This is a genomic window from Rhodococcus aerolatus (assembly GCF_054783215.1).
In genome coordinates this window covers 1-15,461 of the sequence record NZ_BAAGQZ010000035.1, presented here as the reverse complement: position 1 = coordinate 15,461, position 15,461 = coordinate 1, and the positions used below count along the sequence as shown (strand labels likewise).

The window sequence follows — 15,461 nt, the reverse complement described above, 5'->3', positions numbered from 1 at the left end:
GAGCACGGCCCGGCACAGCCCCGTCCGGAGAGGCTCAGGCCTCGCCGGTGAGCTGGTCGCCCACCGCGCGCAGCGCGTCGAGGTCGGCCACCTCGAACGGCAGCGCGGGCACGCCCACCAGCGGCACGTCCGGGTGCGCGGAGGTGAAGCGGCCCAGCAGCCGCCGCTCCCGCGCGGCCGTGCCCGCCCGCTCGGCGTGCACCTCGAGCACCCCGGCGGCCAGGGCGTGCTGCCCGGACTCGCGCAGGGCGAGGGCCGCGGCGGCTGCGGTGTTCTCGGGCACGTCCGCGACCACCGGGTGGGTGCGGTTGAGCACCAGGCCCGCCAGCGGCATGTCCTCGGCCGAGAGCCGGTCGACGAAGTAGGCGGCCTCGCGCAGCGCGTCGGGCTCGGGGGAGGCGACCACGAGGAACGCCGTGCCCGGGTCGCGCAGCAGCGAGTACGTGGCCCGCGCCCGCTCCCGGAAGCCGCCGAACATGGTGTCGAAGGCCTGCACGAACGCGGACGCGTCGTTGAGCATCTGCCCGCCGATGATCGCGGAGACGCCCCGGGCGGCCAGGCCCATCGCGCCGCCGACCACCTTGCGCAGCCCCTTGCCACCGGCGCGGGCGGGCCCGGAGAGCAGCCGGATCATGCGGCCGTCGAGGAACGCGGCCAGCCGCTGCGGGGCGTCGAGGAAGTCCAGGGCCGAGCGGGACGGCGGGGTGTCGACCACGACGAGGTCCCAGTCACCGGACGCCGCGAGCTGGCCCAGCTTCTCCATGGCCATGTACTCCTGCGTCCCGGAGAACGAGGTCGCGATGGTTTGGTAGAAGGGGTTCGCGAAGATCACCTCGGCCCGGTCGGGGCTCGAGTTCTCCAGCACCATGTCGTCGAAGGTGCGGCGCATGTCGAGCATCATCGCGAACAGCTCGCCCGCGTCCGGCCGGTCGGCCAGCTCGACCCGCTGCGGGGTGTTGGTCAGCTCCGCCACCCCGAGGGCCTGGGCCAGGCGCCGCGCCGGGTCGATGGTGAGGACCACGGTGCGCCGGCCGAGCTCGGCCGACCGCAGCGCCAGCGCCGCCGCGGTCGTGGTCTTGCCGACCCCGCCGGAGCCGCAGCACACCACCACCCGCGTCTGCGGGTCCCCCAGCAGCGCACCGACGTTGAGCCCCCGGGTGCGGGCGTCCACGGTCGGCGCGGCGGCCTCGGTCTCGGTCGCCCGGGGCGCCCGGGCGGTCGCCGTCGCGTCGGTCGTGGGGACGTCGGTCGTGCCCCGGGCGGTGCCGCGCCCGGCCATCACGCGCCCGCCGCGGTGAGCCGCTCGGCCAGCTCGTAGAGCGCGCCCAGGTCCACCCCGTCGGCCAGCAGCGGCAGCTCGACGACGTCGGCCCCGGTGCGCGCCAGCCGCTCCCGGCTCGCGCGCTGCGTCGCCACGCGGGCGGCGTGCTCGACGGACTCGACCACGAGCCCGGCCAGCGCGTCGTCGTCCACGTCCAGGTGGGCCGCGGCCAGGCCCGCGCGCAGCGCCGCGGCGTCGATCTCACCGACGGCGGCCGAGTCCACCGCGTCGGGCGGCAGCTGGTCCGGCCGGGCCATGTTGACCACCACCGCTCCCACCCTCAGGTCCGCGGCCCGCAGCTCGTCGAGCGCGTCGATCGTCTCCTGCACCGGCAGCTCCTCGAGCAGGCAGACCAGGTGCACGACGGAGGCGGGGGAGTGCAGCAGGTCGATGACGGACTCGCTCTGCGAGCGGATGGGCCCGCTCTTGGCCAGGTCGGCCATCGCGCGGGTCACGTCGAGGAAGCTGACCACCCGGCCGGTGGGGGGCGCGTCGACGACGACGGCGTCGTAGGTGTGGCGACCGTCGGCCTCGGTGCGCACCACGCACTCCTTGATCTTGCCGGTGAGCAGCACGTCACGCAGGCCCGGCGCGAGGGTCGTGGCGAACTCGACGGCCCCGACCCGGCGCATCGCCCGGCCCGCGAAGCCGAGGTTGTAGAACATGGCCAGGTACTCCATGAGCGCGGTCTCGACGTCGATGGCCAGCGCGCGGAGCTCGCCGTTGCCCGCGGCCACCGCGATGCGCTTCTCCTCGTGCGGCAGCGGCGGGGTGTCGAAGAGCTGGGCGATGCCCTGGCGGCCCTCGACCTCGACCAGCAGCACTCGCTTGCCCTCCGCGGCCAGGGCCAGCGCGAGCGACGCGGCGACGGTCGACTTGCCCGTCCCGCCCTTGCCGGAGACCCAGTGCAGGCGTGCCTGCGCGGCGGCGGCCGGCCAGTGGCCGGGGGCCACGGTGGTGGCGTCGGTGGTGGGGGAGGACACCCGGTCGACCCTAGGCGGGGCCAGGGGGTGCCGCTGCTGCAGGTGGGTCCGGCGTGGGGCGGCTCACCGCTAGCCTGGGGACCATGACGACCTGGGAGTACGCGACCGTCCCCCTGCTCACCCACGCGACGAAGCAGATCCTCGACCAGTGGGGGTCCGACGGCTGGGAGCTGGTCGCCGTGCTGCCCGGGCCGACAGGCGAGCAGCACGTCGCCTACCTCAAGCGCCCGAAGGGCTGAGCGGGAGTGGCTGCGTCACCGTCGTCGGGCCCGTCCTGGAGCGCGCGGCTGGCCGAGCTCGGGATCGAGCTGCCCGGCGTGGCCGCCCCGGTCGCCGCGTACGTGCCCGCGGTCCGCTCGGGCTCGCAGGTGCTCACCTCCGGCCAGCTGCCCTTCGTCGACGGGGCGCTGGCGGCCACGGGCAAGCTCGGCGCCGAGGTCGACGCCGAGGCGGGGACGGCGCTGGCCCGGACGTGCGCGCTGAACGCGCTGGCGGCCGTGCACGCGCTCGTCGGCATCGACGCCGTGGTGCGGGTGGTCAAGGTCGTCGGCTTCGTCGCCTCGGCGCCCGGCTTCACCGGCCAGCCCGGCGTGGTCAACGGCGCCTCGGAGCTGCTCGGCGAGGTGTTCGGCGAGGCCGGGGTGCACGCCCGCTCCGCCGTGGGCGTGGCCGAGCTGCCCCTGGGCGCGCCCGTCGAGGTCGAGCTCGTCGTCGAGGTGGCCTGAGTCAGCGCAGCTGCGGCACCGGCGTCAGCGCGTCGAGCACCTGCGCGGTGACCTCCTGCAGGTGCAGCCCCCGGTGGACGTCCAGCGGGTGGCGGGTGCCCGTGCGCACGCACTCGAGGAGCTCGTCGAGCATCGTCGCGTAGCAGTCGGTCGCCGGGGTCTCCCGGCTGGTCAGCTCGGCCACCCCGCTCGCGCCGTGCACCTCCACCCGCAGCCGGCTGGGCCGCGCGGCGGTGCGCAGCGACAGCTCGACGGTGCTGCGCAGCCCGCCCTCGTGGGCCACGGCCACCGCCCAGGTGTCGCTGGGGGTGTCCCGGTGCGCCCAGGACACCCCGGTGACCGGGCCCAGCGCCGCGTCGAGCAGGTCCAGCACGTGCGGCCCGACGTCGACCAGCGCGCCCCCGGCCTGCCGCCACGGCGAGGCCGCGAAGGGCCCGCCGAGCAGGGCGCCGGAGAGCCAGCACGCCGAGCCGCCCGACCACGACCCGGCGCGGGCCGCGGCCAGGAACGCCCGCGTCTCGGGGGCGAAGCGCCGGGTCAGCACCACCACCGAGGAGACGCCCGCGGCGTCGACGGCCGCGGCCACCGCCCGGGCGCCGGCGACCGTGTCGGCCAGCGGCTTCTCCAGCACCAGGTGGCACCCGGCGGCCGCGGCCCGGGGGGCCAGCTCGGCCTGCACCGCGGGCGGCACGGCCAGGGCGACGGCGTCGACGTCGCGCAGCAGCGCGTCGAGGTCGGTGTGCACCCGGACGCCGAGGGACGCGGCCTGCTCGGGACGGCGGGCCCACACCCCGGCCAGCTCCACCCCGGGGTGGGCGCGCAGCGCCGCCGCGTGGGTGGTCGCGGCCCAGGGACCCGCGCCGACGAGTCCGAAGCGCACAGCCGTGCACCCTAGTGGGCGGTGGCACCGCGGCCGGGGCGCGGTGGCCCGCGGTGACCGTCGGCCGGGGCCGCGGCGGCGCTCCCGCGTCGTAGGGTCCGACGCATGACCGGACTGCCGGGCGTCGTCCTCGCCGACGAGGGCGAGCCCCCCGCCACCCCCCGCCACGCCGCCACGGTGGCCCTGCTGCGCGACGGTGGCGCCGGGGCGGACGGCGGTGGCGGGATCGAGGTCTTCCTGCTGCACCGCGTGCGGGGCATGGCCTTCGCGGGCGGGATGACGGTGTTCCCCGGCGGCGGGGTCGACGCCCGCGACGGCGAGGAGGGCCCGGCGTGGGCCGGGCCGGACGCGGCGTGGTGGGCGGGTCGCTTCGGCTGCGACGTGCCGCTGGCCCGCTCCCTGGTGTGCGCGGCGGTGCGGGAGACCTTCGAGGAGTGCGGGGTGCTGCTGGCCGGGCCGACCGCGGACACGGTGGTGCCCGACTCCAGCCGTTACCACGCCGTGCGCCGCGCCCTGGTCGACCGCGAGGTGTCGCTGACGGGCTTCCTCGCCGAGGAGGGCCTGGTGCTGCGCGCCGACCTGCTGCGGCCCTGGTCGACGTGGGTCACCCCGCCCGAGGAGCCCCGCCGCTACGACACCAAGTTCTTCGTCGCCGCGATGCCGGCCGGGCAGCAGGCCGACGGGGCCACCAGCGAGGCGACCGGCGCCGGGTGGCAGACCCCCGCCCAAGCCCAGGCCGACGCCCGGGAGGGTCGCCGGGCGCTCATGACCCCCACCTGGACCACCCTGGACGAGGTGGCCGCGCACGCCGACGTCGCGGCCGTCCTCGCCGCCGAGCGCCCGCTGGTGCCGGTGCGCCCCCGGGTCGTCCGCCGCGACGGGCAGGTCGCGGTGGCCATGCCCGGCGACGACGACTACCCGGCCGTGCACCCCGACGACGTCGCGCCCGCGTGACCGCCCACCCCGCCTACGCGACGCTGCGCCCGGTCACCCCGCACGCCTCGGTGCTGCTGTGCGGGAACCCCGGGGTGATGACGCTCGACGGCACCAACACCTGGGTGCTACGCGCCCCGGGCGAGGAGGGCTGCGTGGTTGTCGACCCCGGGCCCGACGACGAGGCCCACCTGGCCCGCGTCGCGGGGTGCGGCCCGGTGCTGGCCACCGTGCTCACCCACCGCCACCTCGACCACTCCGGCGGGGCGCGGCGCTTCGCCGAGCTCACCGGGGCCCCGGTCCGCGCGGTCGACCCGGCGCTGCGGCTGGGCGACGAGGGCCTGGCCGACGGCGACGTCCTCGCCGTGGCCGGGCTGGAGCTGCGCGTGGTGGCCACCCCGGGGCACACCTCGGACTCGGTGTGCCTGCTGGTCCACGGCGACGGGGAGGCAGGCAGCCTGCTCACCGGGGACACCGTGCTGGGCCGCGGCACCACCGTCATCGACCACCCGGACGGCCGGCTGGGGGACTACCTGGCCTCGCTGGAGCGCCTCGCCGACCTCGCCCCCCGTGCCGCCGTCCTGCCCGGGCACGGCCCCGAGCTGGCCGACGCCGCCCGGGTCGCCCGGGAGTACCTGGCCCACCGGGAGGCCCGGCTCGACCAGGTGCGCGCGGCGCTGGCCGAGCTGGGCCCGGACGCCACGCCGCGGCAGGTCGTCGAGCACGTCTACGCCGACGTCGACGAGTCGCTGTGGCCCGCCGCGGAGTTCTCGGTGCAGGCCCAGCTGGCCCACCTGCGCGCGTAGTCACCCGAACAGGTGACCCGTCCATCCCGCGGTGACGGCCGGGAGCGGGGACCATGCGAGCACGCGTCACCGTGTCGCGGTCAGTGACTGCCCGGCCGGAGGTCGACGACGATGGTGCGCGCACGCGGCGAGCGGCTCGACTCCGGCGCCGAGCACCACCTGGCCCTCGGCGAGATCACCCTGGCCGAGGCGCTCGGCCCGCTGCTCGCCCTGGCCGACCAGGTCACGGCCGCCACCGAGGTGCGGGTGTCGCTGTTCACCCGCGACGCCCAGCACGTCGTCGCCCACTCCGGCCCGGCCGAGGACGTCCCCGCCCGGCTGCCCCGGGGCAGCACGCCCTGCGAGCTGGTCCTGGCCCACGACCAGCCGGTGGTGGTGGGCGACGTCGCCGACCACCCCGGCCTGGAGCCGCGCGGGTACTCCTACGTCGGCGTGCCCGTGCTGGGCGCCGACGGCAGCACCGTGGGCACGCTCTGCGGGCTGGGCGCGGTGGGGGCCCCGGTGTCCTCGGCGGAGCTGGGGCGCTGGCAGGGCCTGGCCGCCGCGGTCGCTGACCGGCTCGAGCTGCTGCTGCTGCGCGACGACCAGCGCACCCCGCGGGTGGGGTCCCCGCGCGTCGTCGTCCCCCGCGAGGTGGCCGACGGCCTCGCCGCGGGGCAGTTCGTGCCCTGGTACCAGCCGATCGTCGACCTGGGCACGGGCCGACGGGTGGGGGTGGAGGCGCTGGCCCGGTGGGACCACCCGCAGCGGGGGACGGTCACCCCGTTCGAGTTCGTCGCCGTGGCGGAGCGCAGCGACCTCGTCGTCGACCTGGACCTGGAGATCTGGCGGCAGGCCCTGGCCGCGCTGGCCGTGGCCCGGCGCACCGACCCGGGCCTGCGGCTGAGCCTGAACTTCTCCGCCCGCCACACCCAGGTGGCGCGCTGCCCGGCGCGGCTGTCCGACCTGGCCTCCGCGGCCGGGGTCCCGGCGGACGCCGTCGACGTGGAGGTCACCGAGACGACCCGGCTGGCCGCCGACGACGACGGCCGCTCCACCCTGGCCGACCTGCGCGAGCGCGGGTTCCGGGTGCTGCTCGACGACTTCGGCACCGGGTGGTCGACGGTGGAGTCGCTGCTCGCGATGCCCCACGACGGCATCAAGATCGACCGCTCGTTGACCGCGCGGATGGCCAGCCCGGCGGGGCGGGCCGTGCTGCGGGCGATCGCCGCGACGGCCGCGCGGCAGGGGGTGGAGACGGTGGCCGAGGGCGTGGAGACCGCGACCGAGGCGGAGACCGCGGCGGAGCTGGGCTTCGACCACGGCCAGGGCTACTTCTGGGGCAGGCCCGCCCCGACCATCAGCCGTGTGTGACCACGACACCCAGGAGGCGAGGTCCCGTCCACCGCTGCCGGGCCTCGCGGCGGCCCCCCGCCGCGGCCCCCGGCTCAGCTCGGCCAGGCCGAGCGCACCGTGCCGAACCGGACGTCGAGCGCCTCGGTCAGGGCCGGCCACGCGTGCGGGTCGTGCCCCGGCACCACCGGGTAGCCCCGCTCCGCGGCGATCGCCTTCAGCCGGCGCACCTGCTCGACGCAGTCCTGCGGGGTGGCCCGCACGCGCCCGCCGACGGACACCTCGTCGGTGACGTTGGCCGTCAGGTCCGCCGCGTCGAACGCCAGCACCAGCCCGCCGCCGCCCACCGACGCGTCGAGGTCGACCAGGAAGCTCTGGTGCCCGGGGGTGTGCCCCGGGGTGGCCAGCGCGGTGACGCCGGGCGCGATCTCGACGTCACCGTCGGCGAGGCGCCAGTCCACCCGCGGGTCGTCGACGTCGGCCCGGTAGAGCCCGTGCTGCTCGGCCTGCACCGGCTCGTCGAGCACGAAGGCGAGCTCGTCGCGCTGCACGTGCACCGGCACCCGTCCGGCGAACAGCTTGAGGCCGCCCGCGTGGTCGAGGTGCAGGTGCGAGAGCCCCACGGCGACGACGTCGTCGAGCGCCAGGCCGACCGTCGCGAGCCCCTCCTCGACCGGCTCGCCCGGTCCGGGCAGGATCGCGCGGTGGTCCGGGGCGCCGTGGTAGCGCGCGGCCAGCCAGGGGTCGCGCAGCCAGGCGGTGTTGAACCCGGTGTCGAGCAGCAGCCACCCCCCGTCGCACTCCAGCAGCACCCCGGGCACCGGCTCGACGACGCGGGCGGCCGGGTCCGCCCCCTCCAGGGACACCGCCAGCGGCAGGTCCTCCCAGCCGAGGGTGAGCGGGACGACGCGGCGGACGCCCGCGCTCACGCGGCGTCGGCGAGCGCGGCGCGGCGCACGGCGGGCGCGTCGGCGTGGCGCAGCCGGGCGTGGGCCACCGCGCCGAGCACCCCGGCGACGACGAGGAAGAGCACCGCGAACCACTGCAGGTACCAGTGCCCGCCCTCGGGGTCGTAGACCTCGGCCCGCGGCCAGGCCAGGTTCACCGTCATGAAGGCGCCGTAGAGGACGGCGACGACGTTGAGCGGGATCCCCCAGCGCCCCAGGGTGAACCGGCCCGGCTCGACCGCGGGCAGCCGGCCGCGCAGCCGCTCGACGAGCGCGGGCACGGTGACGAACAGGTAGGCCAGGTAGACGATCACCACGGCGACGCCGGTGACGGCGGTGAACAGCTGCGCGTTGCCCAGGTTGACCAGCAGCACGGCGGCGGCGAGCGCGCTGACCGCGACGCCGGTGACGACGGGGGTGCCGGTGCGGGGGTTGACCCGGGACAGGCCGTGGGAGAAGGGGAGCCGGCCGTCGCGGGCCATGGAGAACATCACCCGGGACGCCGAGTTCTGGATGGCCAGCGTGGCCGAGACGATGGCGACGGCGACGTCGACGAGCAGCGCCTTGCCCAGCCCGGTGCCCAGCTGCGACTCGACCACGTAGGGGATGCCGCCGGAGGCCAGCTCGCCGTCGGACACCGAGGGCGCGGCCATGAGCACGGCCAGCAGCATGAGCCCACCGCCGATGGCGGAGACCCAGAGCGCCCGCAGGATCGCCTTGGGGGCGGTGGCTCGCGGGTCCTTGGTCTCCTCGGACAGCTCGGCGGCGGAGTCGAAGCCGTACATGACGTAGGCGGCCATGAGGGCGGAGACCAGCAGCGGGCCGACGTAACCCAGCCCTGAGCCGGTGCCGCCGGTGTCGAGCACCACCTGCGGGCCGCGCTCGGTGTGGGAGAAGAGCAGGGCCAGCAGCAGCACGACCCCGACCAGCTCGCAGGTGACGCCGACGATGTTGATGGTCGACATGACGTGCACGCCCACGATGCTGATGACGGTGCACACCGCGATGAGGACGGTGCCCAGGATGATCGCGTTGGTGGCGCCGCTGAGCGTGGTCACAGACGGGTCGCCCCCGACGACCTGGAAGCCGTCCCAGATGGACGGCAGCACCGCCTGCAGGGCCAGCGAGATGGCGGCGACGCTGATGACGTAGCCGATGACCATGAACCACCCGGCGAACCAGCCCACCAGGGTGCCGCCGGTGCGCCGCGACCACTGGTAGATGCAGCCCGCGATCGGGAACCGCGCCGAGAGCTCGGCGAAGACCAGGGCCACGCACAGCTGGCCGCCGAACACGACCGGCCACGTCCAGAAGAAGGCGGGCCCGGCGAAGCCGAAGCCGAACGGGAACAGCTGGAAGACGGTGGTGAGGATGGAGACGAAGGAGAAGCCGGCGGCGAAGGAGGCGAACCAGCCGAGCCGCCGGTGCAGCTCCTGCGGGTAGCCCATCGTCGCGAGGTCGTCGGTGTCGGCGCCCGCGGGTGCGGGCAGGGTGGGTGCGGCCACGGGGGGTGCCTCCGGGAGGACGGGCGGGCGCACGTGCGCCTACCGACGTGTCTCCCGGGCTTTTGTCCCGCCGTGGAGCGCGACCCCGCTGGGTGGGCCGCACCTGCACCTCTCGGACCAGACCGTCTCGCGACGCGGAACCCTAGGCACGCCCCGGGCGCGGTGCCCGGGTCGGGGAGAAGCGTCGCGGTCCCGTGTTACGGGCGGCCGCGGTCCCGGTTACCTGTGTGTGATCACTGCACCCAGGACGCGAGGTCCCGCTCACACAGCACGACGGCCCCCGCCCCGGGTGGGGGCGGGGGCCGTCGGCAGCTGCGGCTCAGGCGGGCTGGAGCTCCTCGCCGAGCACGTCCATCGTCCGCTGCCACGCGAGCTTCGCGGCCTCGGGGTCGTAGGTGCCCAGCAGGTTCTCGTCGTTGAAGAACGCGTGCCCGGCGTCGTAGGTGTAGAACGTCGACTTGTCGCCGGACGGGGCCTGCTCGGAGATCTTGCGCTCGAGCTGGTTGAGGTTGTCCACGGGGATCATCTCGTCCTGCGAGCCGAAGTGGCCGACCAGCCGCGCGGTGAGGTTCGTGTAGTCCGGGTCGCCCTGGACGATGCCGTAGAACGGCACGGCCACCGCGATCTTGTCGCCGAGCTGCGCGGCCATCGTGATGACGAACCCGCCGCCCATGCAGAACCCGAGGCTGCCGACCTTGTCGCCGGTGGTGGAGTCCAGGCCCAGCAGGTAGTCGACCGCGCCGGAGAGGTCCTTGGCCGCCTGCTCGACGGGCAGCTTCTGCATCAGCTCGCCGGCCTCGTCGGAGTCGTGCGTCGTCGGGCCGCCGTAGAGGTCGGGGGCCAGCGCCACGTAGCCGGCCTTGGCCAGGCGGTCCGCGACGTCCTTGATGTGGGTGGTCAGGCCCCACCACTCCTGGATGACGATGACACCGGGGCCGCTGCCGGACTCGGGCACGGCGAGGTAGCCGTGGGCGGTCCCGCCGTTGCTCGGGAAGGTGACGTTCTGAACGGGGTTCTCGGTCTCAGCCATGGCCCGAGCCTGTCACCCGGGCCGCCGTCCCGCACCGCGACGTCCCCCGTCGTAGCGTCGTCCCATGCCTGCGAACACCCTCCCCCCGTTCCGCGCCGACCACGTCGGCAGCCTGCTGCGCCCGCCGGAGCTGCTCGACGCCCGCGCCCGGCACGCCGAGGGGTCGCTGGACGACGCCGGGCTGCGGGAGGCCGAGGACACCGCCGTCGACGGCGTGGTGGCGCTGCAGCAGGAGGCGGGCCTGCAGACCGTCACCGACGGGGAGTTCCGCCGCACGTCCTGGCACATGGACTTCATCTACCAGCTCGAGGGCGTGCACCGGGCGGCCGAGACGATGAAGGTCCACTTCCGCAACGCCGCCGGCGACCTCGACTTCACCTCCGCCGCCCTGGCCATCGACGGCAAGGTGGGCCTCAAGGAGCCGATCTTCGCCGAGGCGTTCACCGCGCTGCGCGAGCGGGCGCTGCCGGGGCAGACGCCGAAGCTGACGATCCCGTCGCCGAGCATGGTCCACTACCGCGGCGGCCGGGCGGCGATCTCGGCCGACGTCTACCCCGACGTCGAGGAGTTCTGGGCCGACCTGGCCGCCGCCTACCGGGCCGAGGTCGCGGCCGTCGCCGACCTGGGCTGCACCTACCTGCAGCTCGACGACACCTCGCTGGCCTACCTCAACGACCCCGCGCAGCGCGCCCAGCTGGCCGCGCAGGGCGATGACGCCGAGCACCAGCACCTGCGCAACATCGCGACGATGAACGCGGCGCTGGCCGAGCGGCCCGAGGGGCTGCGGGTGACGACGCACCTGTGCCGGGGCAACTACCGCAGCTCGTGGACCGCGGAGGGCGGCTACGAGTTCGTCGCCGAGGCGCTCTTCGGCCAGCTCGAGGTCGACGGCTTCTTCCTCGAGTTCGACGACGCCCGCTCCGGCGACTTCTCCCCGCTGCGCTTCGTCCCGCCGGGCAAGCAGGTGGTGCTCGGCCTGGTGACGACCAAGACGGGGCTGCTGGAGGACAAGGACGCGCTCAAGCGCCGCATCGACGAGGCCGCGCAGTACGTCCCGCTCGAGCAGCTCTGCCTCTCGCCGCAGTGCGGCTTCTCCTCCACCGTCGAGGGCAACGAGCTCACCATCGACGAGGAGAAGGCCAAGCTGGCGCTCATCGTGGAGACGGCCGCCGAGGTCTGGGGCTGACCGACCCGTCCCCGGGGGGCGGGTAGCACGCTTTCCGCCCTCCGGGACCCCTCCCCCGAGGCAGATCGCGGGCTTGTCGCCCTTCGGGACCCCTCCTCGGGGGCGGATAGCGGGCTTTCCGCCCTCCGGGTCAGGCGTGGGTGAGGGCCGGCGCGACGTCGTCGGGCACCGTCTCGAGCAGCGTCGACCGGCGGGCCGCGACCACGGCCGCGACCGCGAGCCCGGCCACCCCGGCGACGATGAACGACGCCCCGTGCCCGACCTGCTCGACGAGCACCCCCGACACCGACTGCCCGGCCGCGAGGCCGAGGGTGACCGCGGTGATGATCCAGCCGAAGGCCTCGGTGTGCCCCGCCCGCGGCACGGCGATGTCGATGGCCGAGGAGTGCGCCGTCGACTGCGGGGTGATGAGCGTGCCGACCAGCAGCATGGCCACCGCGAGCCCGGCGAGGCCGGTGGGCACGGCGAGCACGGGCACGAGCAGCGCGAACCCGGCGAGCAGGGCCGGGAGCCGCAGGTGCAGCGACCGCGGCCAGGGGCTCAGCGAGTAGAGGACGCCGAAGACGACGGAGCTGACCGACCACAGGCTGAGCAGCAGGCCGCCGACCGCGGGCCGGCCCACCTCGGTCGCCGCTGCGGGCACGCCGACCTCGACGAACCCGATGACCAGCCCGAAGCCGAGCGCGGCGACGGCGAGGGTCTGCATGCCGGGGTGGCGCAGCACGCCGAACCCGCCGGCGCCGACGACCTCGGCCGAGCCCCAGCCCCGCACCGTGTCGGTGAGCGCGAAGCCGACCCCGCCGGCGACCATGAGCACCCCGCCGACGACGACCCCGGTGCCCGACCACGGGGCGTAGAGCAGGACCCCGGCCAGTGCGGGCCCCAGGATGAAGAAGACCTCCATGCTGATGGCCTCGTAGGCGAGCGCGGCCTGCCGCACGGGCCCGTCGGGCACCAGCCGGCTCCACAGCGACCGCGACGCCGGTCCGACGGCGGGCTCGCTGACACCGGTGAGCGCTCCCAGGACGACGAGCACGACGACCGGTGCCCGCAGCTCGACGGCCACGACGGACGCGGTGACCGCGACGGCGAACGCGGCGGTGACGACGAGCAGCGGGCGGGTCGGCCCGAAGCGGTCGATGGCGCGGCCCTGGTAGACGGAGCCGAGCGCGACCCCGACGAGGACGGACGCGGAGACGACGCCCGCGACGGCGAACGACGCGGTGGTCTCGCGGACGTAGAACAGCATCGCCAGGCCGACCATGGCGATCGGCATGCGGGCGAGCAGGGAGAACAGGACGGGACCGCGCGCGCCGGGCGCGGTCAGCGCACGGCGGTAGTCGTCGAGGCGAGCAGACTGGGACACGCGTACCAGTGTGTCACGAGTGTGACGCCCGTACCAGTCGGTGCCCCCGCCACGTGGGCGCAGCTCGCGTCAGGCCGCCCGTGGACCGCGCAAAGTGGGCGAATCGCGCGTCGAGGAGCCGTTGGAGCGCGAGAAGTGGGCGAAGCGCGCGCCAGGGAGCCGATGGAGTGCGAGAAGTGGGCAGAACGCGCGCCAGGCAGCCCGTGGACCGCGAGAAGTGGGCGGAACGCGTCGGGGCGGGTCAGCGGGCGCGGCGGGCCAGGCGCTCGGGGTCGGAGATGAGCACGCTCTTGCCCTCGAGGCGCAGCCAGCCGCGGTGCGCGAAGTCGGCGAGCGCCTTGTTCACGGTCTCGCGGGAGGCGCCGACCAGCTGGGCGATCTCCTCCTGCGTCAGGTCGTGGGTGACCCGCAGCGCACCGGACTCCTGCGTGCCGAACCGCTGGGCCAGGCGCAGCAGCTCCTTGGCCACGCGGCCGGGCACGTCGGTGAAGATGAGGTCGGCCAGGTTGTTGTTGGTGCGGCGCAGCCGGCGGGCCAGCACGCGCAGCAGCTGCTCGGCGATCTCGGGCCGGCGGCCGATCCACTCCTTGAGCGCGCCGCGGTCCATGCTCACCGCGCGCACCTCGGTGACCGTCGTCGCGCTGGAGGTGCGGGGGCCCGGGTCGAAGATGGACAGCTCGCCGAACATGTCCGACGGCCCCATGATCGTCAGCAGGTTCTCGCGCCCGTCGACCGACTTGCGGCCGATCTTCACCTTGCCGGACGTGATGATGTACAGCCGGTCGCCGGGCTCGCCCTCGTTGAAGATGACGTGGCCGCGCGGGAAGTCCACCGGCTGCAGCTGCGCCGCCAGTGCCTCCATCGCCGCCGGCTCCACGCCCTGGAAGATGCCTGCCCGTGCCAGGACCTCGTCCACGCCCGCTCCTCGCTCGTCGGGCACTGTGCCCACTCTCACCGGTGTCTAGCCCGTCACACGCCTCTGACCGTCACGCAGTGTAGAGCGAAACCCCGCCCGATCGCGGACCGTGGGCCGCGGGGAGCACCCGCGTCGTCGATCGGTGCTGCTCAGGGGCGCCCGGGGCGCTTGCGGGCGGGGCGGCGGCCGGTGCGTCGGCGCAGCCGGAACATGGTCAGCGCCCGGGGCAGGCCCTCGCGGACGAAGGTGTTGACCTCCGCCGGGTTGGCCGAGTCGAGGAACTCCTCGACCTCGTCCTCCTCCACCGAGAGCCGCTTGAGCCGGGACTCGACGCGCTCCATGGACAGGGCGAAGAGCATGAGCAGCACGGGGAAGACGACCACCAGCAGGCTCTCCACGTCGCCATCATGGCACCCCGGGCACCGCCCCGGTCGCCGCCGGTCCGAGCCCGCGCCGGGTGTCGGTGACCCCCCGTACTGTCGGGGGTGTGGGTGCAGCGGGGCAGCAGTCGAGGGCGCGGGCGCGCGCCCTGGCCGGGGAGTCGCGGACGGGCCTCGTGCGCCGGGCCCGGCGGATGCACCGCGACCTGGGCGTCGCGTTCCCCCACGTCTACTGCGAGCTCGACTTCACCACGCCGCTGGAGCTCTCGGTGGCCACCGTGCTCTCGGCCCAGTGCACGGACAAGAAGGTCAACGAGGTCACCCCGGCGCTGTTTAGCGCCTACCCCGACGCGGCCGCCTACGCCGGCGCTGCCCTGCCCGAGCTCGAGGAGTACGTCCGCCAGACGGGGTTCTACCGGGCGAAGTCGCAGACGCTGGTCAAGCTCGGCCGTGAGCTCGTCGAGCGGTTCGACGGGGAGGTGCCGGGCACCCTGGCCGAGCTGGTGAGCCTGCCCGGGTTCGGCCGCAAGACGGCGAACGTGGTGCTGGGCAACGCCTTCGGCGTCCCCGGCATCACGGTGGACACCCACTTCGGCCGGCTGTCGAGGCGCTTCGGGTGGACCGCCGAGGAGGACCCGGTCAAGGTCGAGCACGCCGTGGGGGAGCTGGTGCCCCGCGCGGAGTGGACCACGCTGAGCCACCGGGTGATCTTCCACGGCCGTCGCGTCTGCCACGCCAAGAAGCCCGCCTGCGGGGTGTGCGTGCTCGCCGGCGACTGCCCGTCGTACGGCACCGGCCCGACGGAGCACGACGCCGCCGCGGCGCTGGTCCGGGGCCCAGAGACGGCTCACCTGCTGGCCCTGGCCGAGCCGGACGCACACGCCCCGGACGCCACCGCCCCGGACGTCACCGCGGAGCCGGCCGGGTGAGCGTCACCCCTCCCGCCGGGCCGCGTCCCGGCCGTGCGCTGCGCTGGAACGTGCTCGGGGTCCTCGTGGTGGTGCTGCTCGCCGTGGCCCTGTGGCCGCGCGGCGCCACCGCACCCACGGCCGCGTCCGGCAGCGCCGCCGCCCCGTCGTCGGGCAGCGCCCCCGCCGCCCCGGTGGACCTGGCCGCGGCCCGTGCCGCGGCCGACCTCGCCGCGTGCCCGG

General features: G+C 75.4%; 16 protein-coding genes, 1 pseudogene and 1 riboswitch. Of the genes and pseudogenes, 8 read left to right on the top strand and 9 right to left on the bottom strand.

From position 1 onward, the window contains the following. Positions 1-34 precede the first annotated feature (34 nt). Positions 35-1,282: an ArsA family ATPase gene (locus tag ACYVOF_RS13180; protein WP_460867162.1), complete on the bottom strand. Its 1,248-nt coding sequence runs from the start codon at positions 1,280-1,282 to the stop codon at positions 35-37. After that, positions 1,279-2,304 carry an ArsA family ATPase gene (locus tag ACYVOF_RS13175; RefSeq protein WP_460867160.1) on the bottom strand — a complete coding sequence of 342 codons (1,026 nt, stop codon included), beginning with the start codon at positions 2,302-2,304 and terminating at the stop codon, positions 1,279-1,281. Before ACYVOF_RS13175 ends, ACYVOF_RS13180 begins: the two co-directional genes overlap by 4 nt. An 83-nt stretch (positions 2,305-2,387) precedes the next feature. Here ACYVOF_RS13175 and ACYVOF_RS13170 point away from each other — a divergent pair, with 83 nt between their 5' ends. Both ACYVOF_RS13170 and ACYVOF_RS13165 read left to right on the top strand, forming a co-directional pair. Next, a complete protein-coding gene (locus ACYVOF_RS13170; RefSeq protein ID WP_460867158.1) occupies positions 2,388-2,543 on the top strand; it encodes a DUF4177 domain-containing protein in 156 nt (51 codons plus the stop codon). Between the two features lie 6 nt (positions 2,544-2,549). Continuing rightward, a complete protein-coding gene (locus ACYVOF_RS13165) occupies positions 2,550-3,029 on the top strand; it encodes a RidA family protein (protein ID WP_460867156.1) in 480 nt (159 codons plus the stop codon). Position 3,030: 1 nt separating this feature from the next. Here the strand turns inward: ACYVOF_RS13165 and ACYVOF_RS13160 are convergent, their stop codons facing one another. Beyond that, the gene (locus ACYVOF_RS13160) at positions 3,031-3,909 is read right to left on the bottom strand and encodes a Gfo/Idh/MocA family protein (RefSeq protein WP_460867154.1); all 879 of its coding nucleotides are present in this window, start codon (positions 3,907-3,909) and stop codon (positions 3,031-3,033) included. 105 nt (positions 3,910-4,014) lie between these two features. On the opposite strand from ACYVOF_RS13160, the gene ACYVOF_RS13155 reads away from it, so the two are divergent. From ACYVOF_RS13155 to ACYVOF_RS13145, 3 genes are all read left to right on the top strand, one after another. Then, positions 4,015-4,863, top strand: coding sequence for an NUDIX hydrolase (locus tag ACYVOF_RS13155; protein ID WP_460867152.1), 849 nt, complete (start codon positions 4,015-4,017; stop codon positions 4,861-4,863). Then, on the top strand, positions 4,860-5,648 hold the full coding sequence (locus ACYVOF_RS13150; protein WP_460867150.1) for an MBL fold metallo-hydrolase: 789 nt from the start codon (positions 4,860-4,862) through the stop codon (positions 5,646-5,648). The genes ACYVOF_RS13155 and ACYVOF_RS13150 overlap by 4 nt, the downstream gene beginning before the upstream one ends. Before the next feature lie 111 nt (positions 5,649-5,759). Continuing rightward, on the top strand, positions 5,760-7,001 hold the full coding sequence (locus ACYVOF_RS13145) for a sensor domain-containing phosphodiesterase (RefSeq protein ID WP_460867148.1): 1,242 nt from the start codon (positions 5,760-5,762) through the stop codon (positions 6,999-7,001). Between the two features lie 74 nt (positions 7,002-7,075). Here ACYVOF_RS13145 and ACYVOF_RS13140 read toward each other — a convergent pair whose 3' ends face one another. The 3 genes from ACYVOF_RS13140 to ACYVOF_RS13130 form a co-directional block, all read right to left on the bottom strand. Further along, positions 7,076-7,909, bottom strand: a complete 834-nt coding sequence (locus ACYVOF_RS13140) for an N-acyl homoserine lactonase family protein (RefSeq protein ID WP_460867147.1) — start codon at positions 7,907-7,909, stop codon at positions 7,076-7,078. Further along, a complete protein-coding gene (locus ACYVOF_RS13135) occupies positions 7,906-9,432 on the bottom strand; it encodes an amino acid permease (protein ID WP_460867145.1) in 1,527 nt (508 codons plus the stop codon). The genes ACYVOF_RS13140 and ACYVOF_RS13135 overlap by 4 nt, the downstream gene beginning before the upstream one ends. 49 nt (positions 9,433-9,481) lie before the next feature. Further along, positions 9,482-9,589: riboswitch (guanidine-I (ykkC/yxkD leader) on the bottom strand. A 162-nt stretch (positions 9,590-9,751) separates the two neighbouring features. Next, positions 9,752-10,462, bottom strand: coding sequence for a dienelactone hydrolase family protein (locus ACYVOF_RS13130; protein WP_460867144.1), 711 nt, complete (start codon positions 10,460-10,462; stop codon positions 9,752-9,754). A gap of 64 nt (positions 10,463-10,526) precedes the next feature. Here ACYVOF_RS13130 and ACYVOF_RS13125 point away from each other — a divergent pair, with 64 nt between their 5' ends. Continuing rightward, on the top strand, positions 10,527-11,648 hold the full coding sequence (locus ACYVOF_RS13125) for a 5-methyltetrahydropteroyltriglutamate--homocysteine S-methyltransferase (RefSeq protein ID WP_460867142.1): 1,122 nt from the start codon (positions 10,527-10,529) through the stop codon (positions 11,646-11,648). Positions 11,649-11,778: 130 nt separating this feature from the next. On the opposite strand, the gene ACYVOF_RS13120 is transcribed toward ACYVOF_RS13125, so the two are convergent. From ACYVOF_RS13120 to ACYVOF_RS13110, 3 genes are all read right to left on the bottom strand, one after another. After that, the gene (locus tag ACYVOF_RS13120) at positions 11,779-13,014 is read right to left on the bottom strand and encodes an MFS transporter (protein ID WP_460867141.1); all 1,236 of its coding nucleotides are present in this window, start codon (positions 13,012-13,014) and stop codon (positions 11,779-11,781) included. A gap of 241 nt (positions 13,015-13,255) precedes the next feature. After that, positions 13,256-13,930, bottom strand: coding sequence for a Crp/Fnr family transcriptional regulator (locus tag ACYVOF_RS13115; RefSeq protein ID WP_460867139.1), 675 nt, complete (start codon positions 13,928-13,930; stop codon positions 13,256-13,258). Between the two features lie 149 nt (positions 13,931-14,079). Continuing rightward, entirely contained in the window at positions 14,080-14,328 is a 249-nt protein-coding gene (locus tag ACYVOF_RS13110; protein ID WP_460867138.1) for a hypothetical protein, read from the bottom strand. A 176-nt stretch (positions 14,329-14,504) separates the two neighbouring features. Here ACYVOF_RS13110 and nth point away from each other — a divergent pair, with 176 nt between their 5' ends. Together nth and ACYVOF_RS13100 are read left to right on the top strand one after the other, a co-directional pair. Next, positions 14,505-15,239: an endonuclease III gene (gene nth / locus ACYVOF_RS13105; protein ID WP_460867227.1), complete on the top strand. Its 735-nt coding sequence runs from the start codon at positions 14,505-14,507 to the stop codon at positions 15,237-15,239. Then, positions 15,236-15,461 (top strand): annotated as a pseudogene (locus ACYVOF_RS13100) (TlpA family protein disulfide reductase); the annotation flags it as partial. The gene nth and the pseudogene ACYVOF_RS13100, both read left to right, overlap by 4 nt.

Coding starts and splice junctions, on each gene's coding strand:
- ACYVOF_RS13170 (WP_460867158.1), top strand. CDS start 2,388: ATGACGACCTGGGAGTACGCGACCGTCCCCCTGCTCACCCACGCGACG.
- ACYVOF_RS13155 (WP_460867152.1), top strand. CDS start 4,015: ATGACCGGACTGCCGGGCGTCGTCCTCGCCGACGAGGGCGAGCCCCCC.
- ACYVOF_RS13145 (WP_460867148.1), top strand. CDS start 5,760: ATGGTGCGCGCACGCGGCGAGCGGCTCGACTCCGGCGCCGAGCACCAC.
- ACYVOF_RS13130 (WP_460867144.1), bottom strand. CDS start 10,462: ATGGCTGAGACCGAGAACCCCGTTCAGAACGTCACCTTCCCGAGCAAC.
- ACYVOF_RS13125 (WP_460867142.1), top strand. CDS start 10,527: ATGCCTGCGAACACCCTCCCCCCGTTCCGCGCCGACCACGTCGGCAGC.
- nth (WP_460867227.1), top strand. CDS start 14,505: ATGCACCGCGACCTGGGCGTCGCGTTCCCCCACGTCTACTGCGAGCTC.